The 22,568-nt window shown below is 28.1% G+C and carries 18 protein-coding genes; 5 read left to right on the forward strand and 13 right to left on the reverse strand.

The window, feature by feature from the left end; genetic code table 11:
- Together CRU91_RS12290 and CRU91_RS10480 are read left to right on the forward strand one after the other, a co-directional pair.
- The coding region (locus tag CRU91_RS12290) for a hypothetical protein (protein WP_113895174.1) at positions 1–4,207 on the forward strand (4,207 nt) is incomplete at its 5' end.
- A gap of 167 nt (positions 4,208–4,374) precedes the next feature.
- Positions 4,375–4,944 (forward strand): NlpC/P60 family protein, encoded by a 570-nt coding sequence (locus tag CRU91_RS10480; RefSeq protein WP_113895175.1) that lies wholly within the window; start codon positions 4,375–4,377, stop codon positions 4,942–4,944.
- Between the two features lie 13 nt (positions 4,945–4,957).
- On the opposite strand, the gene CRU91_RS10485 is transcribed toward CRU91_RS10480, so the two are convergent.
- Complete coding sequence (locus CRU91_RS10485; protein WP_113895176.1) at positions 4,958–6,247, reverse strand: tellurium resistance protein TerC; 1,290 nt, start codon at positions 6,245–6,247, stop codon at positions 4,958–4,960.
- A 73-nt stretch (positions 6,248–6,320) separates the two neighbouring features.
- Here CRU91_RS10485 and maf point away from each other — a divergent pair, with 73 nt between their 5' ends.
- Positions 6,321–6,866 (forward strand): septum formation inhibitor Maf, encoded by a 546-nt coding sequence (maf, locus tag CRU91_RS10490; protein ID WP_113895177.1) that lies wholly within the window; start codon positions 6,321–6,323, stop codon positions 6,864–6,866.
- Between the two features lies 1 nt (position 6,867).
- On the opposite strand, the gene CRU91_RS10495 is transcribed toward maf, so the two are convergent.
- The 11 genes from CRU91_RS10495 to gap form a co-directional block, all read right to left on the reverse strand.
- Positions 6,868–8,757 (reverse strand): sensor histidine kinase, encoded by a 1,890-nt coding sequence (locus CRU91_RS10495; RefSeq protein WP_113895178.1) that lies wholly within the window; start codon positions 8,755–8,757, stop codon positions 6,868–6,870.
- Positions 8,758–9,429 (reverse strand): response regulator transcription factor, encoded by a 672-nt coding sequence (locus CRU91_RS10500; protein WP_113895179.1) that lies wholly within the window; start codon positions 9,427–9,429, stop codon positions 8,758–8,760. It abuts the gene before it with no gap.
- A gap of 317 nt (positions 9,430–9,746) precedes the next feature.
- A complete protein-coding gene (locus CRU91_RS10505) occupies positions 9,747–10,772 on the reverse strand; it encodes a cytochrome-c peroxidase (RefSeq protein WP_113895180.1) in 1,026 nt (341 codons plus the stop codon).
- Positions 10,773–10,895: 123 nt separating this feature from the next.
- Positions 10,896–12,704, reverse strand: coding sequence for a 1-deoxy-D-xylulose-5-phosphate synthase (gene dxs, locus CRU91_RS10510; protein WP_113895181.1), 1,809 nt, complete (start codon positions 12,702–12,704; stop codon positions 10,896–10,898).
- Between the two features lie 9 nt (positions 12,705–12,713).
- Complete coding sequence (gene hisC / locus CRU91_RS10515) at positions 12,714–13,820, reverse strand: histidinol-phosphate transaminase (RefSeq protein ID WP_113895182.1); 1,107 nt, start codon at positions 13,818–13,820, stop codon at positions 12,714–12,716.
- Between the two features lie 13 nt (positions 13,821–13,833).
- Entirely contained in the window at positions 13,834–14,913 is a 1,080-nt protein-coding gene (pheA, locus tag CRU91_RS10520; protein WP_113895183.1) for a chorismate mutase, read from the reverse strand.
- 9 nt (positions 14,914–14,922) lie between these two features.
- A complete protein-coding gene (gene lysA, locus CRU91_RS10525) occupies positions 14,923–16,131 on the reverse strand; it encodes a diaminopimelate decarboxylase (RefSeq protein WP_113895184.1) in 1,209 nt (402 codons plus the stop codon).
- A gap of 68 nt (positions 16,132–16,199) precedes the next feature.
- A complete protein-coding gene (fabI, locus tag CRU91_RS10530) occupies positions 16,200–17,027 on the reverse strand; it encodes an enoyl-ACP reductase FabI (protein WP_113895185.1) in 828 nt (275 codons plus the stop codon).
- A 1-nt stretch (position 17,028) separates the two neighbouring features.
- Positions 17,029–17,739 carry a triose-phosphate isomerase gene (locus CRU91_RS10535; protein WP_113895186.1) on the reverse strand — a complete coding sequence of 237 codons (711 nt, stop codon included), beginning with the start codon at positions 17,737–17,739 and terminating at the stop codon, positions 17,029–17,031.
- The gene (locus CRU91_RS10540) at positions 17,739–18,941 is read right to left on the reverse strand and encodes a phosphoglycerate kinase (RefSeq protein ID WP_113895187.1); all 1,203 of its coding nucleotides are present in this window, start codon (positions 18,939–18,941) and stop codon (positions 17,739–17,741) included. Before CRU91_RS10540 ends, CRU91_RS10535 begins: the two co-directional genes overlap by 1 nt.
- A gap of 8 nt (positions 18,942–18,949) precedes the next feature.
- Positions 18,950–19,948, reverse strand: coding sequence for a type I glyceraldehyde-3-phosphate dehydrogenase (gene gap / locus CRU91_RS10545; RefSeq protein WP_113895188.1), 999 nt, complete (start codon positions 19,946–19,948; stop codon positions 18,950–18,952).
- A 91-nt stretch (positions 19,949–20,039) separates the two neighbouring features.
- Between gap and nadD the strand changes: the two genes are divergently transcribed.
- Complete coding sequence (nadD, locus tag CRU91_RS10550) at positions 20,040–20,588, forward strand: nicotinate (nicotinamide) nucleotide adenylyltransferase (protein WP_113895189.1); 549 nt, start codon at positions 20,040–20,042, stop codon at positions 20,586–20,588.
- Positions 20,581–20,907, forward strand: coding sequence for a ribosome silencing factor (rsfS, locus tag CRU91_RS10555; protein ID WP_113895190.1), 327 nt, complete (start codon positions 20,581–20,583; stop codon positions 20,905–20,907). The genes nadD and rsfS overlap by 8 nt, the downstream gene beginning before the upstream one ends.
- A 66-nt stretch (positions 20,908–20,973) precedes the next feature.
- Here rsfS and argS read toward each other — a convergent pair whose 3' ends face one another.
- A complete protein-coding gene (gene argS / locus CRU91_RS10560) occupies positions 20,974–22,563 on the reverse strand; it encodes an arginine--tRNA ligase (RefSeq protein ID WP_222718458.1) in 1,590 nt (529 codons plus the stop codon).
- Positions 22,564–22,568 lie beyond the last annotated feature (5 nt).

The following is a 22,568-nucleotide window of genomic DNA, read 5'->3' on the forward strand; positions in this document are numbered from 1 at the left end:
TTACCAAGATGTAACAAATGTACCAGCACCAACAGATTTAAGTTCAACAAATAACTCAAAATTTGAAAAATTAAATCCAGTAAATAATGCAACAGCAAAAGAGTTTGCAGATCATGTAGATACAACAACAGTAAAAATCACAGCGATTGAAACAACAGAAAAAGTAATTACAACAGATAACCTACAAAATAATCAAGGATTTACAGTAACAGCAAAAGATCCTTATGGAAATGCTGCAAAGATTTCTACACATACAGGTCCATCAGGCTTTGGTGTAGAAAGTATAGCTGAAACAAATTCAGGTAAATTAGGTCAAACTGATCAAGTATATAGTGGACATACAAGTGAAATTGGAGTTGTAAAAGATCAAGAAACAGGAAAATATCTAAGTGAAAGTATAGAAGTAGAATTTAAAAATCCTATTCAAACACTTGATGTTGCATTTGCTTGGAGACACAACGGCGAAACAGCTAAAGTAGATTTTTATAATGGAAATGACAAAGTAGGATATGCGATAGTTAGTGGTGGAGGAAATGATACAGAAGCAACAGTTAAATACTATGACCAATATGGCAATCTTAAAGAAACAGTAAAAACTCAAGGTGGTACAGATAATGTAGATTTAGTATATACATTTAAACCAGCAGGTGATGTAACATTTACAAAAGCAGTATTTAGTGCAGATGGTGCAGGAAGTGATTATTTAATACATTCTATTAAATATAAAGAAGTAGTTGATGGTGATAGTACAACTATTGTAGGAAGCAGTGAAGTGGCATTTAAAATAGAAACTTCAAATATACCAGATCCATCTAAATATGATTTCAAAACTACTTTTCCAACAGCACATGTAAAAATAGTAGATGGTGCAAATAACATAGTATTTGAAGGTAATGTAAATTTAGATAAAGATGGAAAAGCAATAGTATCTGTACGAACAGATGGTACAACAGATTTAACAGCTACAGTTTCTGATGTACAAGGAAATTTTGAAAAAGTTGATTATAGTAGTGCATCTACAACGATAGTATCATCTTTAAGCCCACAAGCTGGAAATGATAGTATAACAATACTTGAAGATACATCTTATACTTTAAAATCTACAGATTTTGGAGATAACAACCAAAATGTTGCAAAAATAAAATTCACTGAACTACCAGAGAATGGGAAAATATATGTATTAAAATCAGAATATACTGGTTCTATAAATGATAGAGCAGAATATACAAGTAGTGAAAATAAAATATATGTAGAAATAAAAGTATCAGATATTGTAGATATTTCACAAATAAATAAAGGTAATGTGATCTTTGTACCAAATAAAGATACAGATGATGATGGAAACTTTAAATTTAGTGTAAGTAATGGAAATGGAAACTTTAGTGGGAATTATACAACAGATATCATTGTAAAAGCAGTTGCTGATGCCCCAATTACAAGTATAAATGTGACTAAACTTGGAGAAACAACAATAGGTATCAATGGAAATACAAATGGTGGAAATAGTGGAAGCAATTCTATTATTAAAGAATTAAAATTATTAACTACTGAAAAAGCAGTAAATGATTGGGGAAGTAACTCTCAGGATATTAACAAAGATCTAGTATTTAATAATGGAAATATTGATAAGACATTCCAAAACTTTAATAATGGAAGTGTAACAACTGGTGATGGTAATGATACACTAAGATTTGCAAGTGTGAATAATGGTAAAGTTATAAATACTGGTTTAGGAAATGATAAAGTTATTTTTAACCAAGATTCAAATGTAGCATTAAATCTTGGAAATGGAAATAATGAGGCAGATTTTGTTGGTGGATTTAAAGGAACTCTTGCTTCTGCTGAAGGTAATGACAAAGTTATAGTAAACCAAAGTGCAGAAGGTTCAATTAACTTAGGAGCAGGAAATAATACTATTAGTGTAGGTGGAGTATTATCTGGTAGTGTCGCAACTGGAAGTGGAGATGATATTCTTATTGTAGGACAAAATGTACAAAATAAATCAAGTATTGACTTAGGAGATGGAAATAATACTATTAGCATTGGTGGAACTTTCGAAGGAAGTATTGTTACAGGAACAGGCTCTGATAAAATAATCATTAATGGGAATATTAATGGTAGTAATAATAGTATTTCAACGGGTGCAGGAAATGATTTTGTGCAAATTCATGGAGAAATCAATAATCAATTTGCAAAAGTAGACCTTGGAGAAGGAGATGATGGATTTAGATATGAGCCAACAAATTGGAATGCAGGAAATCAAAATGCAATAGATGGTGGAAAAGGATTTGACACTTTATATCTAAAAGGAAACTCTACAGATTATTATGTATATACTAAAGATGAAAATATAGGAAAACAATACGGGACAATACATATTAATGGTGGCGGTATATATATGATTTCTTGGGAAACATTTGCAAAATTAAATGAAGATAGTGAAGGATTTGCACAAAAAGAATTTTATATAACTAAGGATTATTATAATACGAATATGGCACTTAAGGTAACAAATTTTGAACAAGTTTCATTTGATGATAAAACATTTGGTGAAAAAGATGAATCAATATTGGCTTATGAATATAAAGTTGATATTGGTGCTTCACTTACTGATAGAGATGGAAGTGAAACTTTAACTGTAGTTATCAAAAATGTGCCAGAAACTGCTACATTAGAAAGTAGTACATATGAAGTATCAAAAAATAGTGATGGAAGTTATACAGTAAAAGTTCCAGCTGGTATAAAAGATATTTCAGATTCTCTTACTATGAAAGTTCCACAAAGTTATAAAGGAGATATCAATCTTCAAATAGAAGCAAAAGCAACTGAGACTAGAGATAATGAAGATGGACAAAATTTCAAAGTTACAACAGCAAGTGATGCAACAGTAACTACAGTTGATGAAACAAGTAATATAACTGTAAACAAAGGTGAAAAAACAAATTTAGTCCTTACTGTAGATATTTCAGGTTCTATGGCTGTATACGGAGATGGTGCTATTATAGACAAAGAAAAAGGTATTACTAGATTAGATGTAGTAAAACAGTCTTTAATTTCAACTATTGAAACATATAAAGCAGCTGGAAATACTATGGTTAATATAACTTTATTTGCAAATGGAGCTTTAAATAAGGGATGGATGAGTGCTGATAAAGCTATAGAATATATTAAGAGCTTATCAATAGACAAAAATTTCAATATTTATGAAGGCACAACTAAAATATCATTAAAAGCTGATTCTACAGATTATGCAAAAGCTTTAGAAACAACTGGAAAAGTTAATATATCAGGAAGTGGACAAGCTGATGCGAAAACTGTTGGTTACTTTATATCAGATGGTCAACCTCAAACTACTTCTCAACAAAAAGCAGTTGATAGCGATAGTGATACGGCAATTGTAAATTGGAAAACATTTATAAATAAAAATAATATAGATTTAAAAGTTATAGGTGTTGGAACAGCTGAGAATAATGCAGATGCACTTAAATATTTAAAATCAGTACAAGTAATGTCTCATGATGAAGTAATTGTAATTAATGAGCCATCTTCTATTGAAACTGTTATGTTAAGTACGGTTGAAGGTACAGTATTTGGAGATGTAACAGATAATTTCTCTGGTGGAGATGGTAAAGTTACTATTGATAGTATAGAAGTTGGAAATCAAATTTATACTAAAGATACAATGCCAATAGGTGGAATAAAACTTGATGGAGAAGGTAAACTTTTATTTGATTTTACAACAGGAAAATATGCTTATAATGGAAATGGTATAGATATTAAAGAAGATGCAACAAAATCATTTAAAGTAAATGTTTCAGATGAAGATGGAGATAAAGGTTCTATTAGTGTTAACTTTGAATTAAATAAGGATCAAATCAAAGATGGAATTATAAACTTCAAAGAAGATGGAGATATAAATTTCTCAAATCTAAAAAATATTACAGAGATAAATTTAGATAATGGAAAAGAAAATAAACTAAGTTTAACTTTAGATGATGTTTTAAAAATGAGTGGAGATGACAATACTATCAAGATTTCTGGAGATGCTTTCGATAAGGTTGCATTAAAAGGTGAAAATGATTGGACAAAATCTCAATCTACTATAACTGAAGATAATAAAATATTTGATGTTTATAGTGGAAGTGTTGGAGATCAAACTGTTCAAGTTAAAGTTGAACAACCAATTTCAGATGGTATTACAAACTAATATTATCTTGAAATTTGCAAATAAAAAGGTAGGGAGTTTTTCCTTACCTTTTTTATATAGATACAAAATATCGTAGTAAAGATATAAAAATTTTATAAATTTTACTTGACAAAATAGGTAATTTTTTTATATACTCAACAACTTTACTAAAAATAAAAGGGAAATGTATGAATATAAGGAAAAGTTTTTTATCTATTGTAATATTTTCTTCCGTATTTACAGGCTGTGCCACAACTTCAAGTCAAAAAAATGTAGATGCTTCAAATTTTCAAAACAACACATATAACTCAAATCAAGAACAACAAACACATCTTAAAAAACATACATTTTTAGAAGATGTTACATATTCAAACTATATGTCTAAAGACAAAAAGATAAATGATAAATTATTTAGCTTTTACGATGAGTGGAAAGGCACAAAATATAGAATAGGTGGATATAGCAAAAAAGGGATTGATTGTTCTGGTTTTGTACAAATAGCACTAGCAGAGAAGTTTAATTTACAACTACCAAGAGATACAAGATCACAAGTTCAAGTAGGAAAAACTGTTAAAAAAAGCGATTTACAGATGGGTGATTTGGTATTTTTTCATACTGGAAAGACAAAGCACGTAGGAATATATATTGAAGATGGTAAGTTTATGCACTCTTCTACAAAAATTGGAGTAACTATTTCTGAACTGGATAATGTTTATTTTAAAAATAGATATTGGACAGCAAAAAGAGTTTTAAAATAAACTCTTTTAACTCTTAAATTCCCAAAAATTTAGACAATACAAAAAGAAAAATCACACAAACAACATACATTTTTAAAGCATAGAAGATATTTAGTTTAAAAATCTCTTTTGCACTACAAGAGTATCTTGAACTCATAGTAAGATTTAATCCTGATATTGGAGAAGTTGAAACTGTTGTTGCCCAAGACATTAAAAAAGTCATAGCCAATAAAGTATGATTTGCATTGGTAAAAAAATCTCCTAAAATTGATATAGAAATAATAGGGTGAATTCCTACAAATGATAGGGCTATAAATATAAAAAGTAGTATTGAAGCTACTTTATAATCAAAAATTTCAAAAGGTAGAGTAAAATTAAGACCTATTAATATTGAACCAACAGATATTCCAAATAATCCAGCAACTAAAAACAAAGATATTTCACTTTTCATTTTTGGTAATTCATCTATTATGTAAAATTTTAAGATTTTTATACTTTCAAAAAAACCTTTTTTTAGTGGAAGTATAAAAAGAGTCATTAAAAAGGCAAAACTAGATATTAAAACTATGATTTTTAAATCTTCATAAAAAGAGTGAGTTAAAAGTACAAAAAATGCTAATATCAGTGGTAAATACAAAGTTTGCAAAGACAATGGATATCCATAAAAATTATCTAAATCAAACTTTCTTTTATTGTTTATTTCAAAATATGTTATTAAAAATGAAAAGAATGCTAGAAATAATCCAAAAGATATTATGGTATATGTTTGTAGATTTGGAGCATAAGTAATAGCAGCTGCAAAGGCTACAAAAAATGGTGACCAGTAAGCATCACTAGCAAAAGAACGAGTTAATAAAACTATTTGAGAAGAACTCAAAGGAGCTTTTTTGTACATCTTATCTGCAACTAAAAGCAAAGATGATAGATTTATAACTGAACCAAAAAGATGAACACTCAAATATGTTTTTAAAAAAGAGCTTTTTCCTCTTGGTAAATCACTATTTTTCTCTTTTCTTGGAGTTGCTATAAGCTTTAAAAATCCAACAGCGATAAGTAAAGTTAGAAGATATTGATTTACACTAAAAGCTTTGTAAAAGTCGATATAAAAGCCATTTAAATAACTATATAAAAAGGATATAAAGCTAAGAGATAAAAGAATATATATAAGGTTTCTTTTTTTTAGAGTAAAAAAAAGTATAGTTGAAGCTATCCAAATAAATATGATGGCAAATAATAAAATGTTTTCTTGAAAAAAATATGCATAAATTGTAAATATAAATGATAAAAATATCAAAACTCCTGAAACTCTTTGGACGACTTGCATTATAAATCCTAATAAAATATTAAAATCGTATTATATAAAAACTTAGTATAATTGCGATAAAAAAGGATAAATTTTGATAAGACTTGGTTCAAACTCTCCTACACGAGCAAAAATATTAAAAGATTTTGGAATAGATTTTGTACAAAACGGTGGAAGTTTTGATGAAGATAGTATAACAACACAAAATCCAAAAGAGTTTTGTTATATTGCTACAAAAGGAAAATTTGATGAACTTTTTAAACAATATGGAGTTGATGATATGCCTTTGTTGGTTGCTGATAGTGTAGTTACTTGCGATGGAAAACTCTTACGAAAAGCAAAAGATTATGACGATGCAAAATCTATGTTAAAACTTCAAAGTGGAAATAAAACAAGTGTAATATCTTGTATGATTTACAAATCAAAAAATATAGAACTTATTGATATGTCAATTACTACATATGAATTTGCTAAATTTGATGAACTAGATATGAAAAACTATCTTGTTAGTGGCGAATGCTTTGGAAAAGCAGGAGCTATAATGGTTGAAGGATTTTGTAAACCTTATATAAAAAGTGTTAAAGGATATGAGAGTACAGCTATGGGATTGAGTATAGAAAAGCTTTTGGCTTTTTTATAGATTATTTACTCAAGTTTTCTATTTGAAGAGTAAATCTTGCTCCATTTTCTACATTTAAAACAGATAATTTTCCTTGGAGTTTTTCTTCAACTAAAATTTTAGCTATCGATAAACCTATACCTCTATTTTTATCTTGATATGAACTCACTTCAAGTTCAAAAATAGATTCTATTGGTTTTTGTTTAATTCCACCACAATTATCTTGAAAATGAATAAATGTATGATGTGAATTTTCTTCATAAAAAATTGATAATGTTGGTGAAGAAATATTTTCTCTTTTTGAAATATCTAAAATATTTTCAATCAAAATCAAAACAATATGTGCAAAAGATTTTGGATTTCCATTTAATTGAAGATTTACCAAATCGGTATTATAGTTTATTTCTAAATTTTGTAAATTTATCTTTTCAGTTAGCATAGTTTTTATATTGAAAATCTCTTCTATTGGGTTAAAAATAGTTCTTTTTTCATCTTTAGAGTAAAATTGAGTAAATTCTACAATAGTACTTTCCATAAAATTAATATTACTTCTCATAGATTTTATGATGTTATTTATCTTTTGGTCAAATATTTTATGATTAAACAAAATTGATTCTATTTCAGTAATCAAAGTTCCAAGTCGTACTGCTGGAACTTTCCATTGGTGAGCTATATTTTTTAACATTTGACCAATAGAGCTAAAATGAGATTGGCTAAGTATGAGTTTCTCCCCTTTTTGCTTCATATCAACTATATATTTTAATCGAATAAAAATTGCAAATGTAAATAAAATCATCTCTAAAAATAAAAAAAAGCTAAAAAATTTTTGACTACTTGTTGTAACAGGGATTTTTTGAAAAGCAGATAAAAATATTAAAATATAACCTACAAAAATACTTATTTGTCCCAACAAAATATAAAAAGTTTGTATAGTCCTAGTTTTATAAATCTCAATAGAAGTTAAAACAATCAAAATTACCATAGAAACAAAGGTAAGGATAAAATAAATAGAGTCATATTTATATATGGCTGGAGAAAATATTATTACCCAACTGCTAAAAGCAATAAAAATATAGTAAACATACATAGGTTTTAATATATAAGAATAAATTCTTTTTTGTCTAAATTTCATATATTCATCTAAAAATGTCATATATACCAAAAAAATAGCATAAGCACTTAAATGTGATAAAATCAGATTATATATACCATTTTCAAGTAGTAAAGCTAAATAGCCATTATTTACAAAAAAATAAATCCAAACCATAAAAATATAGATAATATAGCTTATAAAACTTTTGTTTTTTATAGTAAAAAAGAATAATATATGTAAAATAAGTAGTAAAAACATACCACCTAAAATAACTCCCCAAATAAAATAATCTAAAAATAAAAACTTATTAAAACCTTCTTCACTCATAGCAATCCACTCTATTTGAGTGCTATTTTTATTGTTATCTACTTTTGTAACAATCTCATATAAAGAGTTTGGTTCTAAAATAAGTTTTATATTTGTAAATCTACACCATTTGTTGTAGTCATCTATCTTCTCTAATAAACCACTTGAATATTCATACAACAACTCTTTATTTTTATAGATATAGGTTTGTATAGATTCAGATAGAGGAAGAGGGTTTATTAAATATATAGGTAATTGTGAATTTGTTGGATTTTGAATTTGTACTTTTGTCCAAATTGGTTTATCAAAAACTAATCCTAAATTTGGAGAAACAACTCTCTTTGTTTCTTTAGAGTTTAAAATATCAAAAGCAGTTGTTAAATCATCTGTTTCATAAAAATATACCATTTTTTGAGATAGATTTAATTCGTCATTTTTACTAAAATCTATTATAAGACTATCATTTGCTTCAAGAGATAATAAATAGATTAGAAGTAAAAATATATATCTCATTTAGTTTAATATATAACCTATTTTTGATAAGTTTTGTATAGAGTTGTTGCCTATTTTTTTTCTAAGCTTGTATATTATATTTTTTAAAGCAACTTCTGAAATATTCTCTCCTAAAATATGAGCAAATTCTACATAGCTGATGAGTTTATTTCTTCTTTGTAAAAATATTTCTATCACATCTATTTCAGATTTTGTTAAAGTAATATATTCTCCATTTGAAATTAACTGTTTTGATAAAAAATCATAAAAGGCATTTTCTCCTAAATTATTTTTTATCAAATATTTACTATCTATTCTTGATAAACATCTAATAAGAGTATTTAGTAATTCTTCAAAACTAAAAGGTTTTTTTATATAATCAACTAAATCGAGTTTGATGGCTTCAAGTACATCTTCTACATCTGTATAGCTTGATACCAAAAAAATAGGAATTTTACTATCTATGGCACGGATATATTTTGCAACATCAATACCACTCATATTTTTCATCTTTATATCTAACATCAAAATATGTATATGGCTTTTATTGTAAATTTCTATGGCTTCTTCGCCATCTTTAGCGACAAAAACATTTTCAAAAAGAGTTGATAATATATTTTGTGTAGAATTTCTAAGAATTTCATCATCATCAACATATAAAATAGATAAGTGTTTCAAGTTTTCTAAATTCATATAAATATTATAATATATTTTTGTCGCTAAATTTTCGTTATTAAAATTTAATTTTGAAAAAATAGCGAAAGTTTAGTGAAATTTTTTGTCTATTTTTTAGATGATATTTCAAGATAACGGAAGATGATCTTATGAAGCAGGAATAGGATATAAATAAAACAAATGATATAAATATCTCATACGATTACAAAGCACAAGCAAGTCAATTTTCAAGCAATATAATCTTTGCTAAATATGTACTAAAATTCTAAAAATTTAAAATCTCAAGATTTATTTATGGGTATTATTTCCAAGCTTAGGCTTGGAAATAAAGTTTATTAATCAAAAGTTGGTTTTGGAGTTTTATCAGTAGAAGCTGGTAATTTTGGATACGTAATATCTGGTTTTTTACCTTCTAAAGATTTTAGGAAAGTTACTATTTTTGAAGCTTCAGCATCGCTAATATTGATTCCTAATTGAACAGAACCCATCTCTTTAACTGCTTCATTTAATGACCAAATTTGACCATTATGAAAATATGGAGCTGTTTCAGTGATATTTCTTAAAGATGGAGTTTTTACCATACCATTTTCATCACCTGAAAAATCACCTACATTTATAAATGTATATTGTTTTGCAATTTGGAATGGTTGCATAGTTCCACCAAGAGCAATTCCTGTATGACATGCTGTACAGCCTTTATTTAAGAATATATTTAATCCTTCTTGTTCATCTTTTGTAAGAGCTTTGTCATTTCCTTCTAAAAATTCATCAAATCTTGATGGAGTTACAAGAACTTTTTCAAATAATGCAATAGTTGAAGTAATAGTTTCAAAATCAACTTTTACATCCTTACCATATGCAGTTTTGAATTCTTGCACATAAGCTGGAATAGAGTTAATTCTTTCTTCTACAAGTGCTGGAGGTGCAGCCATTTCTGGACCTGCTTGAATTGGACCTTGAGCTTGATCAGCTAAGTGTGGACTTCTTCCATCCCAAAATTGTGCTTTAAAGAATACAGAGTTATAAACTGTTGGAGAGTTTAAATGGTGAGGGTTTGCTGTCCAACCATGACCAATAGCTGCTGGAACTCCATCTGCTCCACCTAAAGCCAAGTTATGACATGTATTACATGAGATTAAATTACTTCTTGAAAGTCTTGGATCAAAATATAGTTTTTTACCAAGTTCAATTTTTGCATCTGTTATTGGGTTGTTTTTATCAGTATCAACCAACTTCATCCATTCTTTTTTATCAGTTGGAATAGCTTCTAAACCACTATTTTTTGCTTTTTGAATTAAAGCTTGATTTGCAAATAATGTACTTGCACCTAAAAGTAATGCCAAAGAAATTTTTAGTTTCATAGTTAAAATCCTCCTAAATGATTTAATAAATCATAGGATAATTTTTATTAAATGAAAGTTAAAATTATATATTTTTTGGAATAAAATTATAAATTTAACTTATAATACAAGATACTTTTTGTCCTATTTAATCACTTGTTTTACTAATTGTGATGGCAAAAGACCCAAAGACTCTTCAACTTTATTTGTATCTCCATGTTCAATAAAACTATCTTCATATTCAAAAGATTTAATACTAATATTTTTAATATTCTCTTGATTCAATATTTCTAAGATAGCACTAGCAACTCCAGCTTGTTTTTGAGAATCACTAAAAATATACCAACTATTGTATTTTGTAGATAAATTAATCAAAGTATCGATATCTAAAGGTTTTACAAATCTTAAATCTAAGATTGCTATATCTTCATTGTGTAGTTTTTCAACATCTATAGCTTTTGAAACTCCATTTCCATAAGCTACAAAAAGTTTATTTGAAGTACCAGATTTTAAAAGTTCTGATTTACCTAATTCAAAAGGTGAAGCTTGATATTCTAACTCTTTAAAAGAACCCCTTGGATATCTAATAGCACATGGTTTATTTAAAGTATATGCAAAATCAAGGGCTAATTCTAAAGTTTCATTATCTCTTGGAGCAAATAAAATCATATTTGGTATAAATCTTAGGAAATTTATATCAAAAGCTCCTTGATGAGTTTCACCATCATTTCCTACTATTCCTGCTCTATCCATAGTAAAAACTACTGGTAGAGCCATAATACAGACATCGTGAATTATTTGGTCAAATCCTCTTTGTAAAAAAGTAGAATAAATAGTAACAAACGGTTTAAAGCCTTCTTTTGCCATAGCTGCCATTGAAGTAACGGCGTGTTGTTCAGCTATTGCAACATCCCAAAATCTATTTGGGAATTCAGATATTAGTTTATCCATTCCTGTTCCACTTGGCATTGCAGCAGTTATTCCAACAACATTTTCGTGTTTTTTTGCAAGGTTTAGTAAAGCATCTGAAAAAACAGCAGTGGCACTTTTTTGTGAAGATTTTTTGATGAATTCACCATCTTCTACATTAAAAGGTCCTACGCCATGCCAATGTTCGTGATGCCCTTCAGCTATCTTATATCCTTTACCTTTTATTGTTCTTGCGTGAACGATAACTGGTTTACCCATATCTTTAGCAATTTGTAAAGTTTCTATAATCTCTTCTATATCATGCCCATCTATTGGACCTATATAATCTATTCCCATTTCTTCAAATAATATTCCAGGAGTTATAAGCTTTAAAGAACCTTCAACTCTTTTAGCTAAATATGTTGTACCTTCTGGCATATTGTTTTTTATAAATTTATCAACTTTTGATTTAAAACCTTGATAAAATTTTCCAGCTAAAAGTTTTGAAAGATATTTTGATATTGCACCTATTGGTTTTGCTATACTCATTTCATTATCATTTAGTATTATTACAACAGGAAGTTTTAAATCTCCAAGTTCATTTAGCGCTTCATATACCATTCCAGCACTCATAGAACCATCTCCTATCATAACAACTGGAACTTTTTTTTCACCTTTTAGCTTAATAGCCTTTGCTGCTCCAACAGCTAGAGAAATAGAAGTAGAACTATGACCAGCTACAAAATAGTCAGCTTTATGCTCATTTGGTTTTGTAAAACCACAAAGTCCACCAAACTGTCGAATTGTCTCAAATTCTTCCCAACGATCAGTGATAAGTTTATGTGGATAACACTGATGAGAAACATCAAAAATAAAAGGCTCACTATTTGAGTCAAAAATATAATGCATACCAATAGTTAATTCAACTGCACCAAGAGTTGATGAAAAATGCCCACCTTTTCGTGATACAACATCAATAATTCTATCTCTAATATCTTGGGATATTTGTTCTAATTCTTTTAGTGATTTACCTTTTATTTCCATAATTAAACTCTATTTTAACTCTTCTAAAACTTTATCTAATAGTTTGAATAGTTTAGTGTTTTGTTCATTTGTTCCAATTGTAACTCTTATTGCATTCAAACCATAACCTGTTAAATCTCTTACAATCATTCCAAGTTCGAGTAGTTTTTGAGCAACAACTTTAGATATAAATTTATCACCAAGTTTTATAGTAATAAAGTTTGTATATGAAGGAATATACTCAAAGTTTTTGTTTGTTACATACTCTTCATATCTTTTCATCTCGATAAAATTTTTTTCTATACAATCATTTACAAATTTTTCATCTTTTAAAGCTTCAATAGCTGCTGCTAAACTTAAAGTTGTGATATTAAAAGGTGCTCTAATTTTGTAAAAAGTTGATATGATATTCTCTTTTGCTAATCCATAACCAACTCTCATTCCACCAAGTGCATAAGCCTTTGAAAAAGTTCCTAAATATACACAATTTGGAAAAGTATTTATCAAATCTTTTGGGCAAATTCTTTTTTTCTCATCTTTAAAAGCAGCATATTCTTGGTATGCTCCATCGACTACAACTAGAGTATCTTGGTCTATTGTTTTTAAAAATTCATAAACTTCATCTTTATTTAAACACTCTCCTAAAGGATTGTTTGGTATACATAAAAAGATTACATCTGCTCCATTTTCTTTGTACAATTTACTAAACTCTTCTAAATTATGTTGGCTACTTTGAGTTTTTAAGATATTTGCTCCAACATGCTTTGCATAAATTTCATACATAGCAAATGTTGTTTTTGCCATAATAACATTTGAGTTTGATTTACATTTTGCATGGATACAAAACTCTAAAATTTGGTCACTTCCAGACCCTATGATGATATTTGAACTATCTAAATTATATTTTTTTGCTAAAGCATCTTTTAATTCAAACATAGAATCATCTGGATATAAATACATATTTTTAGCTAATTCTTCAATTTTAGCAACAACTTTTGGACTTGTACCATAAGGATTCTCATTTGAAGCTAGCTTTACTACCTCTTTTGGGTCTATTCCATACTCTCTTACAACTAATTCTATTGGTTTTCCAGCTTCATATGTTGAAACATTGTCTAATAATTTATTAAATTGCATTTTATTTTTCCTTTTAAATATCACTTATTTCTTTTACATAAGATCCTAAAACTTTAATGCTACTTTTATGTTTTTCAAGAACTTTTTTAACATTATCATCATCTTTATGTCCATCAAAATCTATAAAAAATATAGAATTTCCTTCTACAATATGTGATTTTATTTTTGTTAAGTTTATTCCAGAATTATTAAAATCATTCAAAAATCTTACTAAAACTCCTTGTTCATCAGGAAGATTTACTAAAATTGATGTTTTGTCATTTCCACTTTGTGCATTTTCAAAATCACTTAAAATAAAAAATCTTGTTTTGTTATTGTCTTTATCTTCAATATTTTCAAATAAAATAGGAAGATTATAAAGTTTTGCAGCAACATGAGCACAAATAGCAGCACTATTTGGTTCATTTGCAGCCAATTTTGCTGCTTTTGTTGTTGATTCAACTGGTATTAAATCTACTTCATCAAGCCCAAAATTTGTTAAAAACCTTCTACATTGATCAAAAGCTATATCTTTTGAGTAAATCTTTTTTATATCAGATATCTTATCACAAGTTGTTGCTAGTGTATGATGGATATTTAGTAAAACTTCAGCAACAATTTTTGAATCATAGTTTGTAAAACCATTAATTGTATCGTTTACTATTCCATTTGAAGAGTTTTCTATTGGAACTACACCAAATTTTATTTTTTTAGATGCTAATTCTTTAAAGATTCCTTTTATAGAACTTATAGAAATATATGAACTCATAGCTCCAAATCTACTCTCTGCAGCTTGGTGAGTAAAGCTTCCTTGAGGTCCAAGATAACCTATATTTTCAGGTAATTCAATATTTCTTGATATTGCAAAAATTTCTAAAAATAATGCTTCTATTGCACTTCTATTTAAAAGCCCAGATTGTGCTTGATTTATTTTATCTAGTCTATCAATAATAGCTTTTTCTCTATCAGGACGATATATTGCTCCACCACTTTTTGCTTTTAAAGAGCCAACTTTATGAACTATATTCATCCTTTCATTTAGTAACTCAAGAAGTTTATTATCTATATTGTCAAGTTGGTTTCTAAGTTCCAATAATCCATCTTCATTTGTCATAAACTGCCTTTATTTTATGAACTCTTCTTCTAAAGCGATTAAATCTTCAAAAGTTTCTCTTCTTCTAATCAATCTATCTTGACCATTAAGAACAGCTATCTCTGCTACTCTTCCTCTTGTATTGTAGTTACTTGCCATTGTAAACCCATAAGCTCCAGCACTATAAATAGCTACTAAATCGTTATGATTTGTTTGTGGTAGTTGAATATTTTTTGCAAAGAAATCTCCACTTTCACAAACTGGACCTACAAGATTACAATCACTTAAGTTTTTGTTGTCATTTAGAACTTCTATTTTATGATAAGCATTGTATAAAGCAGGTCTTATCAAGTCATTCATAGCTCCATCAACAATAACAAATCTTTTATTTCCATTTACTTTTTCGTATAAAACTTTTGTTACAAAAACCCCAGAATTTCCTACTATGAATCTACCTGGTTCGCACACAACTGTCACATCAAGTCCAAACATAGCATCTAAAATAGATTGAGAATATTCGTAAGTATCTATTAATTTCTCATTATCATAGATAATCCCCAATCCTCCACCAACATCCATAAATGATAAATCAATTTTTATAGCTTTTAGATTTTTTACCAATTCAGCCACTATTTTTACTGCATCTTTTATTGGTTGCAGTTGAGTTAATTGTGAACCAATATGACAATGAATTCCAGTTGGTTCTAAAAATTCGCTATTTTTACATTGGATATACATTCTTTTTGCTGTATCTATATCAACTCCAAATTTATTTTCATGAAGTCCAGTTGAAATATAAGGGTGAGTTTTTGGGTCTATATTTGGATTTACTCTTATTGAAATTCTTGCAATTTTTCCTAAATTTTTTGCTATATCTTCAACTCTGTTTAACTCTGCTGCACTTTCAACATTTATCATTAAAATATCAAGCTCTAGTGCTTGTGTTATCTCATCATCACTTTTCCCAACACCAGAAAAAATAATTTTATATGAAGGAATACCAACCTTTAAAGCTCTTTTTACTTCGCCAATACTTACACAATCTGCTCCAGCTCCAAGGTCTGCTAAGTGTTTTATTACACTTAAATTTGAATTAGCTTTTACTGCATAAGCGATTAATGATTTTCTAGCTCTAAATGAACTTTTTAATTCTTCATACTGTTTTGTAATATGATCAAAATCATATACATAGTATGGTGTTTGATATTTTTCTGCCAATGTCTTAAAATCTATATTCATCTTTATTCCTTTATAAAATTATTAAAATTTAAATCTTTTAAAAACTATATTTTTTTAAAAGAATTAATCTATTTGTCTGTACCATTCCAAGCTATTCTTGGTTTTCCACCTTCTTCAAACTCAACTGCAGGCATTCCCATAATATTAAATCCACTATCAACATAATGTATTTCACCTGTAACTGCACTACTTAAATCACTTAATAAGTACATTCCAGAGTTTCCAACTTCATCAATAGAAACATTTTTCTTTAAAGGTGAATGTGCTTCATTCCATTTAAGCATAAATCTAAAATCACCAATACCTGCAGCCGCAAGAGTTCTAATAGGTCCTGCACTAATAGCATTTACTCTTATTCCGTCTTTTCCCAAATCTTCTGCTAAATATTTTGTAGTCATCTCTAAAGCTGCTTTTGCAACTCCCATAAGATTATAGTTTGGAATATATTTTGCTCCACCATAATATGTTAAAGTTAAAATTGAAGAGTTGTTTGATAAAAGTGGTTTTAACTCTTTTGTAACTTCTATTAAAGAGAATACTGATATATCCATTGCTATGTCAAATGCTTCTTTTGTAATATTATGAAATCTTCCACTAAGTCCTTCTTTTGGTGCGAAAGCAATAGAGTGAACAATGAAATCTATCTCTCCTAAATCTTTTTCTAAAGCAATTCTTAAATCTTTTATCTCTTGTGGATTTGAAACATCGCAAGGATAAACTAAAGCTTCACTCCCAAATTCAGCTGCGATTGGTTCAACTCTTTTTTTCAAAGAGTCGTTTAAGTATGTAAAAGCTATTTTAGCTCCTTGAGCAGCACATGCTTTTGCTATACCATAAGCAATTGATTTATCATTTGCAACACCTAAAATTACACCTTTTTTACCCTTCATTAACATCTTATAAATCCTTTGTATTTTCTATTATTTGTATAAAATCTTCAATAACCCATGAAGCAGTACCTATCAATGCTCCATCAACATTTTCAATTTCGCAAATCTCTTTTACATTTTCTACTTTAACACTTCCACCATATAAAAGAGGTTTGTTTATCTTCTTTTTTATTGCTGTATGAACATTTTTGATATCATCATTTGTAGCAGTAACTCCTGTTCCAATAGCCCAAACTGGTTCGTAAGCAAGGATTAAATTTTCATAATTTGTGTCAATTCCATCAAATTGTTCATAAATATACTCTAAAGTTTTTTCTAAACCTTGTTTTTTTACCTCTAAAGGTTCACCAATACAGTAAATTATCTTATAACCTAAACTTTTATAAAACTCATATTTTTTAGCTATTTGGCTTTGTGTTTCACTTAAAATATGTCTTCTTTCACTATGTCCTATTAAAATAGTTTTAATCTCAAATTCATTTAATTGAAAAGTTCCTATTTCTCCTGTAAATGAACCACTTGAAGTGGCATAAGCATTTTGAACACCAATTTGTAGATTTGAAATTGTATTAAATTTATCTAGTGAAGTTGAAGTAGGGAATACAAATACTTCATTTTTTATACTGTTTTGTAAAAGATAGTTATTTAATTTTTCAATAAATAAAGCAGTTGATTTTCTAGTATGGTTTGTTTTAAAATTACTAGCAATTATTGTCATTAGTTATCTTCCTCGATAACTAATGCTTTAACTCCTGGTAAAATTTTCCCTTCAATTAACTCTAAAGAAGCTCCACCACCAGTAGAGATAAAAGTCATATCATCTTCATCTCCAGTAATTCTTACTAAATCAGCAGTATCTCCACCACCAACAACCGTTGTTGCATATGAACTAGCTACAGCATGAGATATTTTTGTACTACCTTTTGCAAATTTTTCCATCTCATAAACACCCATTGGACCATTCCATAAAATAGTATTTGCATCTGCTAATGCTTCATTAAATAAAAGTGCTGTTGCAGGACCAATATCTAGCCCCATCCAAGATTTTGGCATCTCTTGTATAGTTACAATTTTAGCTATTGCTTCTGCGTCAAAAGCTTCAGCTGCAACAATATCAACTGGTAAATATAATTTTGTATCTTTTTGTTTCGCAAGTTCCATGATTTTTAAAGCTTCAGGTATTAAATCTTCTTCAACTAGAGATTTACCAATTTCATACCCTAATGCTTTTAAAAATGTAAATGCCATTCCTCCACCAATGATAATTTTATCAACTTTTGGAACAAGATTATATAAAGCTTCAAGTTTTCCAGACACCTTTGAACCACCAACTATTGAAACAAATGGTCTTTTTGGGTTTTCAACTATATGATGAAAAAATTTAATCTCTTTTGCTAGTAAAAATCCAGCTGCTTTACTATCCATATCAAAATATTTTGCTATTCCTTCAACAGAAGAGTGAGCTCTATGAGAAACTCCAAAAGCATCATTTATATAAATTTCAGCCATAGAAGCCAATTTTTTTGAAAGTTCTTCATCATTTTTTGTTTCACCAGCTTCAAATCTCATATTTTCTAACAGTAATATTTCACCTGTTTTTAACTCTTTTGCCATTTTTAAAGTTTCATCACAAACCACATTTGGAGATAATTTAATCTCTTGTTTTAGTAAAATATGAAGTCTTTTTGCTATTGGAGCAAGAGAATATTTTTCTTCAAATCCACCTTTTGGTCTTCCAAAATGTGAAGCTAAAATAACTGAACAATCATTGTCAATGCAGTATCTAATTGTATTTAAAGCACTTCTGATTCTTCTATCATCTGTGATATTGTTATCTTCATCAACAGGAACATTAAAATCACATCTTATAAATACTTTTTTGCCACTAATATCTATATTTTTAATCTCTTGTAGTTTCATCTTTTCCCTTACTTATTTGCTACATAAACAGCTAAATCTACAAGTCTAGCTGAATATCCCCATTCATTGTCATACCAACTCATAACTTTTATCATATTTCCACCAATTACTTGAGTTAAATCAGAGGCAATAATTGTAGAATTAGTATTTCCAATAATATCACTAGATACTAACATATCATTATCAACACTTACAACTCCAGCTAATTCTTTTGATTTTTGAGTAAATAAAGCATTTATTTCTTCTTTTGTTGTATCTTTTTTTACTAAGAAATTTACATCAACCATTGAAACATTTGGAGTTGGAACTCTTACACTTTGACCGTGAAGTTTTCCTTCAAGCTGAGGCATAATAAGCTTCATGGCCTTAGCTGCTCCTGTACTTGTAGGTATCATATTTTGTGCACCTGCTCTTGCTCTTCTTTTGTCTGATTTATGTTTTACATCTAAGATATTTTGATCATTTGTATATGAGTGAATAGTTGTCATCAAACCTTTTTCTATTCCAAAAGCATCATCAATAATTTTAGCTATTGGACCTAAGCAGTTTGTTGTACAAGAAGCATTTGATACTATTTTCTCACCATCATAAGTTGATTCATTTACACCTATTACATAAGTTTTTGTATCATCTTTAGCAGGTGCACTCATAACAACTTTTTTAGCCCCATTATCTATATGAACTTGGCATTTTTCTTTTGTTAAATAAGCTCCTGTACACTCTAAAACAACTTCTGCACCACACTCTTTTGTAAAAGTTAATTCACTTGCATCTCTTGTTGAATAAAGCTTTGCATTGATTTTTCCCATTTTTAGGTAACCATTTTCAACTTTTACATTACCATCAAAAGTTCCGTGAACTGTATCATATTTTGTAATATATTCTAGCATATCAGGTGTTGCTGTGTCATTTATAGCAACTAATTCTATATCGTTTCTGTTAGCTATGATTCTAGCTACACATCTTCCTATTCTTCCAAAACCATTTATTGCAACTTTAATAGCCATTTTTACCCTTTGTTAAAAATCTAAACGATAGATATTTTATCCAAAAATTGCTATAATATTATTTAATTACAAATTAGAAGGTTTTAAATAATTGAAAATTGCAATTTTTGGTGGTAGTTTTGACCCAGTACATATAGCACATGAAACTATCGTTGAGGTTGCTTTAAAAAATTTAGATATTGATAAATTAATAGTTGTTCCAACGTATTTAAATCCATTTAAAACTAGTTTTTATTTAGAACCTAAATTTAGATTTGAACTATTAAAGAAAGTTTTTTTACCATATCCAAATGTAGAAATTTGTGATTATGAAATAAAAAATGATAAAGTAAGCTATACGTATGAAACTGTTAGCTACATAAAATCTTTGTATAAGCCTTCTAAAGTATATTTTATAATTGGTGAAGATAATGTAAGAAATCTTCATAAATGGTATAAAATAGAAGAGTTAAAAAGAGAAGTTGAGTTTGTTGTTGCAACAAGAGTTGGATTTAATCAAAATATTGAAGATTTTAAAATCTTAGATATAAATATTGATATTAGTTCAACAAATTTAAGAGAACAAATTGATTTAAAATTTGTTCCAAAAGCAATACAAGAAGATATATTAAATTTACAAAAAGGTAGAAAAATTGAGTAGTAGAGTAGAAAATATTAAAAATATTTTAGATGATAAAAAAGCAGTAGATATAGATGTTTTTGATTTAACTGACAAAGAATATTTGGTTGATTATGTTGTTATTGCAACAACGCTAAATCCAAGACATGGTGCAGCACTTTTAGACAATCTCAAAATAGAACTAAAACCAAAAGGTGAAGAGTTTTTAAGAGTTGATGAAGATGAAAATTGGACTGTTATAGATTTAGGTGATATTTTTATACATCTAATGAGTGAAAAATATAGAGAAAAATACAACATAGAAGACTTCTTGAAAGATTTTCAAAGACCTAAAAACTAAAAGCTTTGGAAATTAGACTTTAGCAAATCATAATTTATGATTATACTAAAGTTTTGTTTCCTAAGATTACATAATCTCTTTTGCTTTTATTCCAAGTAGTTCTAATCCTACATTTAGGCTTAGTTTTACCATACTTAAAACTTTTAAGTATGCTTTTTCATCATCACTTCCTATGATTTTGTGTTCATTGTAAAATTTATGTACACTTGAAGCTAAGTTATATAAATATTCAGTGATTTTTTGCATATCTCTTTTATTAAAACTTTCAACTAAAATTGATTGTAAAAGTAGGGCTTCATATACTAAATTTAAAGCATCACTATTTAAGTTTTCAAAATTTATATTTTTTATATCATCACTTGAGATACCAGATTTTACAAAAACCTGATTTATTCTAGCATGTGCATAGTTTATATAAAAAATTGGATTTGAAGAGTCTTGATTCTTTAACATATCAATATCAAACTCCAAGTGAGTATCACTTTTTTTAGTTAAAAATACAAATCTTAAAGCGTCACTACCAATTTCTTCAAGTACATCCGACATAAGAATTACATTTCCTGCTCTTTTACTCATTTTATAAGGTTCACCACCTTTTAAAAGTTGTACCATTTGAGATAAAATAACTTCTAGTTTTGAAGAGTCATTTCCTAAAAATTCAATAGCAGCTTTTACTCTTGTGATATATCCGTGGTGATCAGCACCCCAAATATTTATATATTTGTCAAAATTTCTATCAAATTTATTTTTATGGTAGATTATATCTCCTGCAAGATATGTAGGAATTCCATTTTCTCTTACAACAACTCTATCGCTATCATCACCATATTTTGTTGATTGAAGATATACTTTTTCATCTTTTGTATAAAGTGAGCCATTTTTTTCTAAAACATTTTTTGTACTATTCCAAGAACTATATAAAGATTTTTCAGATACAAAATTTTCAAATTCAACACCTAAATCTTTTAAATCTTTAACAATGATTTGCATTACAATATCTTTAGCGAATAGTGCTAATTCTTTAAATCTATTTTCATCATATATGATATCTTTTCCAAATTTTTCAATAATTTGTTGTGCAATATCAACTAAATATTCTCCACGATAGTAGCTTTCAGGGTATTCTACAACTTCATTAAATATAAAATCTCTTGCAGCTAAACTTACTGAAATTCCAAGTAAGTCCATCTGTGCTCCAGCATCATTTATATAATACTCTGTTGTTATATCATATCCTAAATATTTTCCAACTCTAGCTAAACTATCACCAAAAATAGCTCCTCTTGCATGTCCTATATGCAATGGTCCTGTTGGATTTGCTGAAACATATTCAAGTAAGATTTTTTCATTTTTTTTATCTTCTTTAGCAAAAGAATTACCATTTTTTAGTGCAGTATCAACTAAAGATTGTAAAAACTTTCTTGATAAAGTAAAGTTAATAAATCCTTTAATAGATTCAATTTTTTCAAATAAATCTTTGTTTTCAAGTTTTACAACTAATTCATCAGCAATTTGCATAGGAGATTTTTTTAACTCTTTTGCTAAACCAAATGCAACAGGAGTTGCATAGTGTCCCAAAGAAATATCTTTAGGCTTTTCTAAAACAATATTTGTTTGTAAAATATTTTCTATATACTCTTTAACTAAATTTTGCAATGTTT

It is taken from the genome of Aliarcobacter vitoriensis (genome assembly GCF_003316695.1).
Classification (GTDB): Bacteria; Campylobacterota; Campylobacteria; order Campylobacterales; family Arcobacteraceae; genus Aliarcobacter; species Aliarcobacter vitoriensis.

What these genes read in the sequence shown, in the direction of transcription:
- CRU91_RS10480 (WP_113895175.1), top strand. Translation starts at nt 4,375, where the DNA reads ATGAATATAAGGAAAAGTTTTTTATCTATTGTAATATTTTCTTCCGTA.
- CRU91_RS10485 (WP_113895176.1), bottom strand. Translation starts at nt 6,247, where the DNA reads ATGCAAGTCGTCCAAAGAGTTTCAGGAGTTTTGATATTTTTATCATTT.
- CRU91_RS10495 (WP_113895178.1), bottom strand. Translation starts at nt 8,757, where the DNA reads ATGAGATATATATTTTTACTTCTAATCTATTTATTATCTCTTGAAGCA.
- CRU91_RS10500 (WP_113895179.1), bottom strand. Translation starts at nt 9,429, where the DNA reads ATGAATTTAGAAAACTTGAAACACTTATCTATTTTATATGTTGATGAT.
- CRU91_RS10505 (WP_113895180.1), bottom strand. Translation starts at nt 10,772, where the DNA reads ATGAAACTAAAAATTTCTTTGGCATTACTTTTAGGTGCAAGTACATTA.
- dxs (WP_113895181.1), bottom strand. Translation starts at nt 12,704, where the DNA reads ATGGAAATAAAAGGTAAATCACTAAAAGAATTAGAACAAATATCCCAA.
- hisC (WP_113895182.1), bottom strand. Translation starts at nt 13,820, where the DNA reads ATGCAATTTAATAAATTATTAGACAATGTTTCAACATATGAAGCTGGA.
- pheA (WP_113895183.1), bottom strand. Translation starts at nt 14,913, where the DNA reads ATGACAAATGAAGATGGATTATTGGAACTTAGAAACCAACTTGACAAT.
- lysA (WP_113895184.1), bottom strand. Translation starts at nt 16,131, where the DNA reads ATGAATATAGATTTTAAGACATTGGCAGAAAAATATCAAACACCATAC.
- fabI (WP_113895185.1), bottom strand. Translation starts at nt 17,027, where the DNA reads ATGTTAATGAAGGGTAAAAAAGGTGTAATTTTAGGTGTTGCAAATGAT.
- CRU91_RS10535 (WP_113895186.1), bottom strand. Translation starts at nt 17,739, where the DNA reads ATGACAATAATTGCTAGTAATTTTAAAACAAACCATACTAGAAAATCA.
- CRU91_RS10540 (WP_113895187.1), bottom strand. Translation starts at nt 18,941, where the DNA reads ATGAAACTACAAGAGATTAAAAATATAGATATTAGTGGCAAAAAAGTA.
- gap (WP_113895188.1), bottom strand. Translation starts at nt 19,948, where the DNA reads ATGGCTATTAAAGTTGCAATAAATGGTTTTGGAAGAATAGGAAGATGT.